The organism is Sphingorhabdus sp. Alg239-R122 (assembly GCF_900537065.1).
GTDB lineage: Bacteria > Pseudomonadota > Alphaproteobacteria > Sphingomonadales > Sphingomonadaceae > Alg239-R122.
Map to the genome: position 1 here is coordinate 399,755 of NZ_UNRC01000001.1, position 13,691 is coordinate 413,445.

The window sequence follows — 13,691 nt, forward strand, 5'->3', positions numbered from 1 at the left end:
ATCCATATCACCTTTGCAAATATTCCGGGCTGGCAAGCAGCATGGCCAATGCCTGCCGCCGATTGTCCGCGCTGCCAAGAGCGGCGGATGTCTTAAGGCTGAGCCCCGACGGAAAAAGCGCAGGGGCCAGTTCAACCGCATCTACAGTCCGTGATAATTTTACGGTCAGAAAGTTGGCCATTTCAGCCCTTTTGAAAAGAGCGTCGGGCCCGATCCAGTCACTCGACCTGTCGCCATATCCCGCGGGAGAACCTGGCCGCCACACCGGCTGTCCGAGCGTGCGCACTATGTTGCCAATCTGTCTGTTTTTTACCGGCAGGCTCGCTTGTGTCCCGCGATATACAGACACCAGCCATTCCCAAGGTTGTTTATATTTCACCGGCTCAGGCCGCCAGGCTTCCGGTGCCTGCACGAGCACGTGGTAAAGGCTAGGCAGATCGCCATCAGTTTTCAGATATGTTTCCGTCAGGCGTTTAACCAGAGTTTCAGGCGCATCATCACCCGCAAAGTGCCGCGCCAGCTTGGTCGATATGAATTTCGCTGTTGAGGGATGCAATGCCAGATCACCTAGTATCCGGTCCGCTAACCTTTCCCCGGTATCTCTATAACTGTGACCCATTATGCGCCGTGTGCCGGGTTCATGCAATGCGGCGTGATATTGCGTCAGGCCCGGCCTATCGTTGATATCCATCATCCGCGCAATTGTACCGCGTGGCAGCGCGCCCACTGTCCGCCCTGTGAGCGCGCGCGCAAATTCGGTCACATCCACCTGCGAATAACCGCCATTCACGCCAAGTGTATGCAGCTCCAGGATCTCACGCGCCAGATTTTCATTCAGGCCGAGCTTACGCCGCGCGACCGCATTGGTGCGCATGGCAAGTGGACTACCCGGTCCAACCGACTGCACCTGATCAAGATAAATGAGCATTGCCGGATGCCGTTCCACCGATTTCAGCAAATCTGAGAACTTACCCAGGATATGAGGGCGGATCGCTTCAAATTCCATTGATCCTGCGAAGCCGATAACAAGTGACTTTTCGGCAGATACAGCGAAATGATTGCTCCAGAAATGCACGATCCGTTCCATAAAGGACGCGTCGCTTTTTGTGGCAAGTGCGAAACGGCTCATGACAGACTGGTCATAATGGTCCCGTCCTGACTTGCGCATATGGCTCCGCACGGCATTTGCGAACTTCTTGTCACGGATAAATGCCGCATTTTTACCATTACCGGTTTTGATAGTGCCACTCTTGCGCAGCTCTGCCATATGCGCGCGGGTCGCTATGCTGATGGACTCCAGTGTCGGCATGGCGCGTAACGCAGTGGGACGCGCATCAAAGCTTTCCATCTGCGCAAGCAGGAAACGCTGTGGATTGTCGTGGCGGACAACTTTACTGCGCGCACCATAACCAAAGCGATTTTCCGCTATTTCGCTATTTCGCATATACCAGCTCCGCCTATAATGGTCAGTGGGTTATAGGCTAATCTTACCGGTTTTACCATGTATCAGCGCTGAACCCACTCAGCCGCTTTTTAGCGCAAAGCTCGCGGCGAATATGGTGGTAAGCACGGCCAAAACCAATATCAGTGTCCATGGCATGAAACCGACCCGGTCAACATCCGCTCGGTTATTGCGGCGGCGCTCGGCCAGAGATGCGACTAGCGCAACAACCGCGCCGCCTATGGCAATAGCCCCCCATAGATCGAGACTGTCCAAAAAATCCAGCATGGCCGTGCCTTAACTATCTTCCAGCGCCTTGATTATCGCTGAAAAATCCAGTCCCTGGCTATCAGCCTCCACAAAGGCCTCATAAATTGCAGTAGCGCGTTCACCCATCGGGACGTCTGCGCCTGATGCCTGTGCCGCTTCCATTGCAAGCCGCATATCTTTCAGCATCAAGGCCGCTGCAAACCCGCCTTCATACCCATTATCTGCCGGGCTTTGCGGACCAACGCCGGGTACGGGGCAATAGCTTGTCATCGACCAGCTCTGGCCTGATGCCTTGGAGCTGATATCGTAGAAATTTTGCAGATCAAGGCCGAGTTTTTTGGCCAGGACAAATGTCTCGCATGTCGCCGCCATGGTCGAGCCGAGCAGCATATTGTTACAGATTTTCGCAGCCTGCCCCGCACCATTGCTACCGGCATGGATTACCGCCTTGCCCATGTCGGACAGGATCGGTTCGGCACGTTTGAAACCTTCTTTACTGCCACCGACCATAAAAGTCAGCGTGCCGCCATTGGCCGCTGCAATACCGCCTGATACCGGTGCATCCACAGGAATAAGGCCTTTCGCATCCGACATGGTCGCCACATCTTCGGCGCTACCCACATCAATGGTCGAACAGTCAATGACCAACGTGCCAGGAGACGCAGTCATGACAATTTCATATTCGTAAACCTTGCGAACATGCTCGCCAGCAGGCAGCATGGTCACCACCACTTCCATGCCGCGAATAGCTTCGGCGGCATCACTGACCGGATGGCAGCCGGCCTCCCCGGCCCGCGCCAACGCTTCACCTGACAGGTCAAATGCATGCACCTCATGTCCCGCTTTTGCCAGATTGGCAGCCATCCCGCCGCCCATATTGCCCAGACCTATAAATCCGATTTTTGCCATGATTATTTCCCTGTCCATTTACCAGGGCGTTTTTCAACAAACGCCGTCATGCCTTCGCTCTGGTCCTCAGTGCCGAAAAGACCGTGGAACAGGCGGCGCTCAAACTGTACCCCCTGCCGCAATGTCGTTTCGAACGCCACATCGACCATTTCCTTGACGGCAAGCGTCGCCAACGGCGCCATAGCAGCGATTTTCGAAGCTGTTTTGATTGCTTCCTCAACCAAATCACCCGCCGGAACAATGCGCGCCACAAGCCCACTACGCTCGGCTTCCTCCGCATCCATCATGCGTCCCGTCAGGCACATGTCCATCGTTTTCGCCTTGCCAATCGCCCGCGCCATACGCTGTGACCCGCCCATGCCGGGTGTCACCGCCAGCTTGATTTCAGGTTGACCAAATTGCGCACTATCTGCCGCCAGAATAAAATCACACATCATGGCAAGTTCGCACCCGCCGCCCAGTGCATAGCCCGCCACTGCCGCAATAACCGGCTTGCGCGTTGCCGTTACACGGTCATAACCGGCAAAGAAATTACCGCCATACATCTCGGCAAATCCCTGCGAAGACATTTCCTTGATATCCGCGCCTGCCGCAAAAGCTTTCTCGCTGCCCGTAATCACGGCGCAGCCCTGGCTGTCATCAGCGTCAAATGCTTCCAGTGCAGCAATCAGGTCGGCCAGCACCTGACTGTTCAGCGCATTGAGCGCCTTGGGCCGATTCAGCGTTATAAGCGTGACCCGGTCACGTTGTTCGACAAGAATTGTTTCATAATCTGACATTTCCAGCTCCTGTTATCTGGGCCGTCATTGCTAGCTTAGCGAAGCAATGACATATCAATTCAAACTAACGGCTTCCATGCCTCGTTTTCGGGCAAAGGCGCAAATATTTCATCCAATATGGCATCGGTTACTGCATCAGGCGTGGCGGGACTCCATTTCGGATCATGATCCTTATCGATAATGAGCGCACGCACACCCTCGATAAAATCATGCCGTGTCACAACCCGCGCGCCAATGGCATATTCCTGTTTCATTTGGGCAGTGAAATCGGGCATATGCGCGCCTTCTTTCAGCTGGCGTAGTGCCACCTTGCAGGTCTGCGGAGATTTGCCTCGCAAAGTGCCCAGCTCTTTCATCGCCCAATCCGAACCGTCGGCTTTTAATGCTGCCAGTATCTCTTCATAATCATCGCTGGCAAATAACCGATTGATATTACCGATGTTATTTTCAACACGCGCTTCGGGCGGCGTCATGGACAGCTGCCCCAAAACTCCGCTGATCTGGTCTGGATTGATGGCAATGCGGTCTTTCGCTTCCTGCAATGCTTCCGCCGGCAAATAATGGGTGGCCAGACCAAGAGCATAACATTCCGCGCCATCAAGCCGCGCACCCGTGAGCGCAAGAAACTGCCCAACGCGTCCTGGCAACCGAGGCAGGTACCATCCGCCGCCTACGTCAGGAAACAGGCCAATGCCAGTTTCCGGCATGGCAAAGCGTGTGTTTTCGGTCGCGATGCGAAATTTGGCGGGCTGTGAGATACCCACACCTCCGCCCATGGTGATGCCGTCCATAAAGGCAATGACAGGCTTTGGATAGTAGAACAGCAGATGGTTGAGCTGATATTCCAGATGAAAAAATGCGCGTGCTTCTACACCATCTTTCACGCCGCTTTCCGCGAGCATGCGAATATCGCCGCCCGCACAAAAACCTCGTCCTTCAGCATGATCGATCATCACTGCCTCGACAGCCTCATCGTCACGCCACGCAAGCAGCATATCAACCATCGCCTGACACATGGATGTATTGAGCGCATGCAGCGCTTTTGGCCGGTTCAGGCGGATAAGGCCCACACGGTTCTCGGTTTGGGTAAGTATTTCGTCAGTCATTTTTCTAATCCGTTACTGCCGCAACATTTCACGAGCCACAATCATGCGCATCACCTGGTTAGTGCCCTCAAGGATCGAATGTACGCGCAGGTCGCGCCAGAAACGCTCGATCGGGTAATCCTGTAAATAACCATAGCCACCAAAGAGTTGCAGCGCATCATTGACGATCTTCGAGCCGTTATCGGTGGCAAGTCGCTTTGCCATGGCTGCGAACTTGGTCTTGTCAGGCGCGCCCGCAGTCACTTTGGCCGCGGCCATATAGAGCAGCGCACGGGAAGCCTCGAGATCAGTCGACATATCAGCCAGCGTGAACTGTGTGTTTTGAAAATCAGAAATGCGTTTGCCAAATTGCTTGCGGTCGCCGGTATAGGCAATTGCCTCGTCCAGACACCGCTGCGCGCCGCCCAGCGAACAGGCGCCAATATTCAAACGCCCGCCATCAAGCCCCATCATCGCAAAACGGAAACCATCGCCTTTTGCGCCGACACGGTTTTCCACCGGCACGCGGACATTGTCGAATGTCACCTGCCGCGTGGGCTGTGAATGCCAGCCCAGTTTCTTCTCGTTCGCGCCGAAACCGACACCCTCCATATCCTTTTCGATAACCAGGCAGCTAATGCCTTTGGGGCCATCTTCACCTGTGCGCACCATGGTGACATAGACTTCATTTTCACCCGCGCCGGAAATAAACTGCTTCGATCCATTCACAACATAATGGTCGCCATCCAAGACTGCTTTGGTTTTGAGCGCCGCCGCATCCGACCCGCTGCCCGGTTCGGTCAGGCAATAGGATGCAATTTTTTCCATACCGACCAGATCAGGCAGAAACTTGTCCTTCACTGCCTGATCGCCGAACGTGTCGATCATCCAGCTTGCCATATTGTGGATCGAAATAAAGGCCGACGTCGATGGGCAGCCATAGGCCATTGCCTCCATGATCAGCGCCGCTTCAAGCCGGCCAAGGCCAATACCGCCGCTCTCCTCGCTTACATAGATCGACGCAAAGCCAAGCTCCGCCGCTTTGCGGATCGTATCGCGCGGGAAATGATGGTCCTCATCCCACTGCGCGGCATGCGGCGTAATTTCATCCGCCGTAAACTTGCGCGCCATATCCTGTATCGCAAGCTGGTCTTCGGTCAATTCAAACTGGTTTGTCATATGTAACTTTCAAATGAACAGTTTATGCCTTCAGTTACCCCATTGTTGGGATAACAAACGCGTCTTTATTATCACCGCTTGCAGTGCCATCGGGCCAGCGCTGGGTGATAGTCTTGGTTTTGGTCCAGAACCTTACGCCTTCCATACCGTGCTGGTTGATGTCGCCAAATGCGCTGCGTTTCCAACCGCCAAAGCTGTGATAGGCAACCGGCACCGGAATAGGCACATTGATACCCACCATGCCGACATTGACGCGGTGCGCAAATTCGCGAGCTGCGTGACCATTGCGCGTAAAGATAGCGACGCCATTGCCGTACTGATGCGTGCTCGGCAGGTTAAGCGCGTCCTCAAAAGTTTCGGCACGCACCATTTGCAACACGGGTCCGAAAATCTCTTCCTTGTAGCTTTCCATATCGGGCTTCACATGATCAAACAGGCTGGGGCCAATGAAGAAACCTTCCTCATGTCCTTGAAGCTCAAATCCGCGGCCATCGACTACCAGTTCCGCGCCTTCGTCTACGCCGGTCTGGATCCAGTTTTCCACCCGCTGCTTGTGCGCTGCGTTCACCACAGGCCCGTAATGTGCCTCGTCATCGGTGGAAATACCGACCCGTAGCGCTTCCATCGCCGGGATCATTTTCTCACGCAGCCTGTCTGCAGTTTCCTCACCCACGGGCACTACCACCGGCAGTGCCATACAGCGTTCACCCGCCGACCCGAAAGCCGCACCACTCAAATCATTCACGACCTGATCCAGATCGGCGTCCGGCAGCACAATACCGTGGTTTTTCGCGCCGCCCATGGCCTGTACACGTTTGCCCGCCGCCACACCGCGCTGATATACATAATGCGCGATATCGGACGAACCAACAAAGCTCACGCCGCCAATGGCGGGATGATCGAGTATTGCATCCACCATTTCCTTGTCACCGTGCAGACACTGCAGAATACCTTCAGGCAGGCCAGCTTCGTGCATCAGCTCGACAAGCCGAACCGGGCAACTCGGGTCACGCTCGGACGGTTTCAGGATAAACGCATTGCCCGTCGCAATCGCCGGGCCAAACATCCACATCGGGATCATCGCCGGGAAATTGAACGGAGTAATACCCGCGCCAATGCCAATCGGCTGACGCATGGAATACACGTCAATACCGGGCCCTGCGCCCTGCGTATATTCGCCTTTTAACGCGTGCGGGATACCGCAGCAAAATTCAATGACTTCAAGGCCCCGTTGCACATCACCCTTGGCATCGGCAATCACCTTGCCATGTTCGCGCGACAGCATGGCCGCCAGCTCGTCCATATTGGCTTCGACAAGTTCCTTGAATTTGAACATCACGCGCGCGCGCCGCTGCGGATTGGTTGCCGCCCATGCGGGCTGTGCCGCCAATGCCGCGTCCACTGCAGCATCGAGCTCGGCCTGCCCGCCCAGTGTTACCTGAGCCTGGACATTGCCCTGATTGGGGTCAAATACATCACTGGTTCTGTCGGAAGTCGATGCCGGTTTTGCGGCCATGACATGGGATATTGTGCGCATGTAATTGCTCCTGCTTATGCCTTTTGCCCATTATGCGCTTTGTAATAAAATTACTCAAGCGTTGTGGCATGATTTAAATTGCAGATATACACCGCTGCGTTATGGGAGTGTGACAGTATAAAACAGGCAACCATTTTGACTGACACAACCATATCATCAAGCAGCATTCCGCAGAACCGTCCCCTTCCCGGAATACTTGTGCGGCTGCTGGCCATCGCAAGCCTCGCCTGCATGTTCGTATGCGTCAAACTGGCGGCGGAACGCGGAACACATATTATCGAGCTGCTTTTTTACCGCCAGCTATTCGCGCTTGTCGTCTTGCTGCCATTCTTTCTCGCTGGGCCGGGTCTTGCTACACTCAAGACAGATTATCCCAAATTGCATATCAGCAGGATGATCGTCGGCCTGACAGGCATGGGTTTCAATTTCTGGGCCGTGTCGCTGCTCCCACTAGCCGAAGCCACAACAATCGGTTTTATGGTACCGATTTTCGCAACACTGCTATCGGTGGTATTGCTGGCTGAATGGGTAGGTATTCATCGTTGGGCTGCTATCATACTCGGATTTATCGGTGTACTTATCGTCGTGCAGCCTGGCGATGGGCATATTCCGTTGTTCGGCGCAGCCGTCGCCATAACAGGCGCGCTATTTACCGCATGGGTTAGTGTCCTGATCCGCCAACTTGGGCGAACCGAAAAACCGGCCACCACTGTTTTCTGGTTCACGGTCTCATCGCTACCCCTGCTTGCCACAGCCATGCTGTATTTCGGGCAGATGCATGATGCCGGGACATGGGCGTTGATTGCCGGTGCAGGCCTGTTTGGCAGTATCGGGCAATTGACGCTAACGACCTCATTACGGCTGGCTCCAGTTTCCACCATATTATCGATGGATTATACCAGCCTGATCTGGGCAACCCTGTTCGGCTATCTGATCTGGAACAATTGGCCGGGCCCCAGCACCTGGATCGGCGCACCGATCATTATAGGCTGCGGCCTGTATATTGCGTGGCGCGAGCATAAGATTAGCATATCAGAACCTATCAATGTCCCTGAATAAATTACTGTTTAAATTACGAAATAGGTTTTTTACCTATGTAAAAACTCTGCACATAATTTGCTTTTAGGCAGCATTGCTGCCATCTAACCTATATGGGAATTATTGAACTATTGGGCGTCGCTGGCAGTGTCAGTCTTTTATCAGGCTGGCGACTGTACCTCACTATTTTTGCAACGGGTCTGGCTATGTATAGCGGCTGGATCGACTTGCCGGAAAACCTGAAAGTGCTTGATGCGCTGGGGAATCCATGGGTCATCGGCATTAGTGCGGTCGGTGCAGGCGCTGAATTTTTCGCGGACAAAGTGGCATGGCTCGACAGTGTGTGGGACACGCTGCATTCAATTATCCGCCCTGTGGGCGGCGCGTTACTGGCACTTGCGGTGGTCGATGCATCCGATCCTGTGTGGCAGGTTATCACCTTTCTGCTCGGCGGCGGCGCAGCATTTATGAGCCACGCAACCAAAGCCAGTGCACGTACCGCGGTCAATGTCAGCCCCGAACCGTTTAGCAATGTGGTGGTGTCCACCGGCGAAGACATTGCCACAGGCGGACTGCTATTCCTCGCGCTCGCCAACCCCGAAATCGCCATTCTGGTGGCACTGGCTCTGGGCGCACTGACGGTTTATCTGTTCTTCCTCGCCCGGCGCATATGGAAGAAGGTGCGTGGAATATTCCCCGAAGGCCGGTTTGATCCCGAGCCGCCCGAAAATACCGGTCAGAGCTAATTTACCCCGCGCTCCCTGCCCTCCCAATAGGGCGCACGCAGCTCGCGGCGTAGGATTTTACCGCTGGCATTGCGCGGCATTTCTGCGATCACATCGACTGATTTGGGTGCTTTGAAAGCCGCTATATGGCTGCGCGCATGGGCGATGATTGCCCCCTCATCGATTGAACGGTCGGGGCGCGGTACGACAACGGCCTTGACGCATTCTCCCCATTTTTCGTCCGGAACACCAATAACTGCTACTTCCAGTACGTCCTCATGTCCGAAAATCGCGTTCTCTACTTCGGCGGGATAGACATTCTCACCGCCCGTAATAATCATATCTTTCACCCGGTCCTGAATGAAAATATAGCCATCCTCATCCATATAAGCCGCATCGCCGGTTATGAGCCAACCTTCACTGTCGACCGTTTCAGCTGTCTTGTCCGGCTTGTTCCAATATTCGATCATATTGAGCGGGCTGCGCGTAGCAATTTCACCAACCTGCCCGTGCGTGAGTGTTTCGCCATTCTCATCCACTATTTTCACTTCAACACCCGGCAAGGGCTGCCCCGCCGAACGCATGCGTGCATTGCCCATAGGATCATGATCTTCTGCCTGCAGCATGGAAAACGTGCCCGTCGTTTCAGTCATTCCATAATGCTGGCAAAAACCGCACCCCATAACATCCATCGCCTGGCGCAGCAGCTCAAGCGGCATCGGCGCCGCGCCATAATGCATATATTTTAGCCGCGAGAAATCCGTGCCTGTCGCCCGTGGATGGGTAATCATCATCTGCACCGCGGTGGGCACAAGGAACATCTGCGTGACCCCCGCCTCCACGGCATCCAGGGCCGCATCAGGAGTGAATTCAGGCAAAACTCGCGCACCTACGCCCGCGTAAAAGCCATGGGCGAAATAGCCTGACCCGGCAATATGCGCGATTGGCATGATGACGGCCATTTGGTCACTCGTGTCAATTTTGGCCCAACCCCAACCTTTTTCTTCCAATGGCTCTCGCAGCGAAAACAGGTTATAATTGCTGAGCAATGCCCCTTTGGGACTGCCGGTTGTGCCCGACGTATAAAGCTGTAGCACACAGTCATTCGGGTTTGCCTCTGTCACATCACCTTGCGGCTGTCCGGCCAGCCATTCGGTCAGGTCAGGGAAAGGGCTGCCCTCACCATCACATAAGATAGTACGCAGTTCCTTGCAGTTTTCCTTTGCTTGGCTTGCCATATCCGTAAAATCAGGTTCACAGATCAAAATATGCGCGCCGGTATCGTTCAGGATATAGGAGACTTCTGGCACCGATAACCGCCACCCGACCGGCACGACCACCATACCCGCCCTACTCGCTGCGACAAAAAGCATGGCGTAGGTGATGCTGTTTTTCCCGAGCCATGCCATGCGTGTGCCGCGCGCAAAACCTGCACCTGTGAGCGCAGCGGCCCATGAAGATGTGGTTTCCGCCAGCTCTTTATAATCAACCTCACGCTGCGCATCGCTCAGCGCCATATGTGAACCGCGTTCTTCCACCCAGTAATCGACACAGCTATGCAGGCTGTCACGCTTTATATTCGGCAATATCACTCTCCATTTTCCATTAAGCGTAATATAATTTCGATAGAGGTCAACAAATGCATGAAAAATTATCTATAATGGAGACATAAGAAAATTAATAATCCAGCCTGATCCCGAGGAACATAGCATCACCCCAAAGCCCGCTTAGTTTTGCGGTATATGAGTGAAAAGTTGTTGGCAGGCATTGTCATCTTTGCTTCTCTTACAAACCCATATCTAGCTGCAAGCCTATCAACATCCGCAATATCTCGCAGACCCCAGTCAGGATTGCGCACTTTGAGCGACTGGTCGAATGCACGGTTACTTGGCGCTGTTATGATCTCTGACGATATATACGGACCATAAAGGAAAAGTGGTGCGCCTTTCTCCAGTATCGCAGCACTGCCACGAAAGAGTGCCTCACTGGCAGGCCATGGCGATATATGCACCATGTTGATGCATAAGATTGCGTTGGTTTTTGCAACGGGCCAATCATGCTGCATGACATCGAGCTGCACGGGAGGCAGGATATTGGCCACATTCGCCTCCTCCACCCATGCCGCAATTGACCGGCACGCCTCGGCAGAAGCATCGCTTGGCTGAAATCGCAAATGTGCAAAGGCACGGGCAAAATGCACGGCGTGCTCCCCCGACCCGCTGGCTATTTCAAGCACAAGACCGTCATTTGGCAGGACAGTGCGTAACACCGCCGCTATGGCGTCACGGTTACGCAATGTCGCCGGGGCATGTTTCTTTGCCTCCGGCCCGGCAGACTCGCTATCCCATGCGTATGAATCGGCCATGCTGTCCTTTCCGGGCTGTAATTGCATGCGGCCAACACTACATGGCATGTATAAGGAAACAAAGGGGCAGATAATGATCCGCGAAAAGAACCAACTGACAAAGCCTGACGTGCGTTTCCCGCCGCCGCTCATGTTTCTGGGTTTCATCATGCTTGGGATTTTGGCGGATAAGTTTCTGGGTCTTCCGGCAGTGGCACAAATTCCCGAATTGCAATGGTTTGGCGGCGCGCTTGGTGCGGCGGGCGTGGCGCTTATCATCATTTCACTGGGCCTGTTCCGGGCATCGGGGGAGAACCCCGAACCCTGGACTCCTACCGCCACAATTGTTGCCCGCGGCCCCTATCGCCATACACGCAATCCGATGTATCTGGCCATGCTGATGATACAGATCGGCACAGCGCTTTGGTTCAGCAGCGCTGGTATATTGTTTTTCGTGCCGATCGCATTTATCGCTGCCGACCGTTTCATTATCCGCAAGGAAGAGGCCTATCTGGATAAAACGTTCGGCATCGCATACCGAAATTATTGCCAGCAGGTACGTCGTTGGCTCTAATTCAGGTCGCTGCTTCGCTATCCTTATAGACAAGCACCGGTTTACGCGCAGCCATGGTTTCATCCAGACGGCGGCGCGGTGCGTGATGCGGTGCCGCTTTCAGGTTCGCATCGCCAGCCTTGGCAGCAGACACCACATGGCGTAGCGCGCCGACAAACTCGTCAATCGCATCCTTGCTTTCGGTCTCGGTCGGTTCGATCAGCATCGCGCCATGCACCACCAGCGGGAAATACATAGTCATCGGATGGAAACCCTCATCAATCAGGCCCTTTGCAAGGTCGAGCGTGGAAAAGCCATCAGCAAAACCTTTATCGGAGAAAAGTGCCTCATGCATACACGGCCCTGAGGGTGCAAATGGGGCATCGAGCACGTCCTCAAGCGAGCGCAGGATATAATTGGCATTCAGCACTGCATCTTCGCTCACCTGTTTCAGGCCGTCTGCGCCATGGCTAAGCATGTAGGTAAGCGCGCGGGTAAACATGCCCATCTGGCCATGGAATGCCACCATGCGGCCAAAGCTGCTCGCGTGATGTTCCTCGGCATTTTCTTCTTCGACAAGCCGGTATTCTTCGCCCTGTTTTTCCACGAAAGGCAGCGGTGCATAAGGGGCTAGTGCTTGCGAGAAGACAACCGGCCCACTGCCTGGACCGCCGCCACCATGCGGGGTTGAAAATGTCTTGTGCAGATTGATGTGCATCGCATCAATGCCCAGGTCGCCCGGGCGCACTTTACCAACGATCGCGTTAAAATTCGCACCATCGCAATATACAAAACCGCCCGCCGCATGCACTGCATCCGATATTTTCTTCATATCGCGTTCAAAAAGCCCGCATGTATTGGGGTTGGTAATCATCACGCCCGCCACATCAGGGCCAAGGCGCGCCACCAGCGCATCCAGGTCAACACGGCCTTCTTTGGTCGCCGGAATATCTTCGACCTTATAGCCCGCAAAAGCAGCGGTAGCCGGATTGGTACCATGTGCGCTTTCAGGCACCAGGATGACTTCACGCGCATCACCGCGCGCTTCGAGAGCAGAGCGGATAGCCAGAACACCGCATAATTCGCCATGCGCGCCCGCTTTGGGTGACATCGCCACTGCAGGCATACCGGTCAGTGTCTTGAGCCAGTCTGCCAGTTCATCAATTACCCGGTATGCGCCTTGTACCGTTTGCTGAGGCTGCAGCGGATGGATATCCGCAAAGCCCGGCAACCGTGCCATTTTCTCGTTTAGTCGCGGGTTATGTTTCATGGTGCATGAACCGAGCGGGAAAAAGCCAAGATCAATCCCATAATTCTGTCGGCTGAGCCGCGTATAATGGCGTACCGTTTCAGATTCAGACAATCCCGGCAGGCCAATATCAACTGTGCGTTCCAGTCCGCCCAGTTTTGACGGCGCATCAGGCGCAGCCGGGAGGTCGATACCGGTGCGGTCGATACTACCGCTTTCGAAAATCAGTTTTTCTTCTAATATGAGCGCACGATTGCCGGTAAATGTTTCTTGCGCGGCATTCATCTCTGCTCCTTCGCTGCGTGTCGGACGGCCCTGACTGTTCATGCTCATGACACTATCTCCTTCAGCGCAGAGGCCAAAGCATCAACATCCTCGTTCGTACAGGTTTCGGTAACCGTCACCAGCATCGCATTGGATAGCCCGCTTTGGTCCGGGTAAAGCCGCCCCAGAGAGACACCACCCAGAATTTTACGTTCAGCGAGTTCACGTACCGCTTCACGCGCATCCACTGGCAGGATAACTGTAAATTCATTGAAAAAGCTCTCGTTCAAGATGCTCACACCATTAATCCTGTCYCTT

Annotated in this window: 13 protein-coding genes and 1 pseudogene; 3 read left to right on the forward strand and 11 right to left on the reverse strand. The window is 54.4% G+C overall.

Annotation, left to right across the window (positions count from 1 at the left end; all coding sequences use genetic code 11):
* Positions 1-7: 7 nt before the first annotated feature.
* The 7 genes from G6Q15_RS01885 to G6Q15_RS01915 form a co-directional block, all read right to left on the reverse strand.
* A complete protein-coding gene (locus G6Q15_RS01885; protein WP_164115008.1) occupies positions 8-1,444 on the reverse strand; it encodes a DUF1800 domain-containing protein in 1,437 nt (478 codons plus the stop codon).
* A gap of 78 nt (positions 1,445-1,522) precedes the next feature.
* Complete coding sequence (locus tag G6Q15_RS01890; RefSeq protein ID WP_164115010.1) at positions 1,523-1,729, reverse strand: hypothetical protein; 207 nt, start codon at positions 1,727-1,729, stop codon at positions 1,523-1,525.
* Between the two features lie 9 nt (positions 1,730-1,738).
* The gene (mmsB, locus tag G6Q15_RS01895) at positions 1,739-2,620 is read right to left on the reverse strand and encodes a 3-hydroxyisobutyrate dehydrogenase (RefSeq protein WP_164115012.1); all 882 of its coding nucleotides are present in this window, start codon (positions 2,618-2,620) and stop codon (positions 1,739-1,741) included.
* Positions 2,621-2,622: 2 nt separating this feature from the next.
* Positions 2,623-3,399 (reverse strand): enoyl-CoA hydratase, encoded by a 777-nt coding sequence (locus G6Q15_RS01900; RefSeq protein WP_164115014.1) that lies wholly within the window; start codon positions 3,397-3,399, stop codon positions 2,623-2,625.
* Between the two features lie 59 nt (positions 3,400-3,458).
* Complete coding sequence (locus G6Q15_RS01905) at positions 3,459-4,505, reverse strand: enoyl-CoA hydratase/isomerase family protein (RefSeq protein ID WP_164115017.1); 1,047 nt, start codon at positions 4,503-4,505, stop codon at positions 3,459-3,461.
* A gap of 12 nt (positions 4,506-4,517) precedes the next feature.
* Positions 4,518-5,663, reverse strand: coding sequence for an acyl-CoA dehydrogenase family protein (locus G6Q15_RS01910; RefSeq protein WP_164115019.1), 1,146 nt, complete (start codon positions 5,661-5,663; stop codon positions 4,518-4,520).
* Between the two features lie 34 nt (positions 5,664-5,697).
* Positions 5,698-7,200: a CoA-acylating methylmalonate-semialdehyde dehydrogenase gene (locus tag G6Q15_RS01915; protein ID WP_164115021.1), complete on the reverse strand. Its 1,503-nt coding sequence runs from the start codon at positions 7,198-7,200 to the stop codon at positions 5,698-5,700.
* Between the two features lie 135 nt (positions 7,201-7,335).
* On the opposite strand from G6Q15_RS01915, the gene G6Q15_RS01920 reads away from it, so the two are divergent.
* Both G6Q15_RS01920 and G6Q15_RS01925 read left to right on the forward strand, forming a co-directional pair.
* Entirely contained in the window at positions 7,336-8,259 is a 924-nt protein-coding gene (locus G6Q15_RS01920) for a DMT family transporter (protein WP_240330692.1), read from the forward strand.
* Positions 8,260-8,351: 92 nt separating this feature from the next.
* Entirely contained in the window at positions 8,352-8,984 is a 633-nt protein-coding gene (locus G6Q15_RS01925; RefSeq protein ID WP_164115022.1) for a DUF4126 domain-containing protein, read from the forward strand.
* On the opposite strand, the gene G6Q15_RS01930 is transcribed toward G6Q15_RS01925, so the two are convergent.
* Together G6Q15_RS01930 and G6Q15_RS01935 are read right to left on the reverse strand one after the other, a co-directional pair.
* Positions 8,981-10,549, reverse strand: a complete 1,569-nt coding sequence (locus G6Q15_RS01930) for a long-chain-fatty-acid--CoA ligase (RefSeq protein ID WP_164115024.1) — start codon at positions 10,547-10,549, stop codon at positions 8,981-8,983. The genes G6Q15_RS01925 and G6Q15_RS01930 overlap by 4 nt on opposite strands.
* Positions 10,550-10,674: 125 nt before the next feature.
* Entirely contained in the window at positions 10,675-11,328 is a 654-nt protein-coding gene (locus G6Q15_RS01935; RefSeq protein WP_164115026.1) for a DUF938 domain-containing protein, read from the reverse strand.
* A 73-nt stretch (positions 11,329-11,401) separates the two neighbouring features.
* On the opposite strand from G6Q15_RS01935, the gene G6Q15_RS01940 reads away from it, so the two are divergent.
* Entirely contained in the window at positions 11,402-11,881 is a 480-nt protein-coding gene (locus tag G6Q15_RS01940; RefSeq protein WP_205518062.1) for an isoprenylcysteine carboxylmethyltransferase family protein, read from the forward strand.
* A gap of 1 nt (position 11,882) precedes the next feature.
* Here the strand turns inward: G6Q15_RS01940 and gcvPB are convergent, their stop codons facing one another.
* Both gcvPB and G6Q15_RS01950 read right to left on the reverse strand, forming a co-directional pair.
* Positions 11,883-13,442 (reverse strand): aminomethyl-transferring glycine dehydrogenase subunit GcvPB, encoded by a 1,560-nt coding sequence (gene gcvPB, locus G6Q15_RS01945; RefSeq protein ID WP_164115030.1) that lies wholly within the window; start codon positions 13,440-13,442, stop codon positions 11,883-11,885.
* Positions 13,439-13,691, reverse strand: a pseudogene (locus G6Q15_RS01950) (glycine dehydrogenase); the annotation flags it as partial. The gene gcvPB and the pseudogene G6Q15_RS01950, both read right to left, overlap by 4 nt.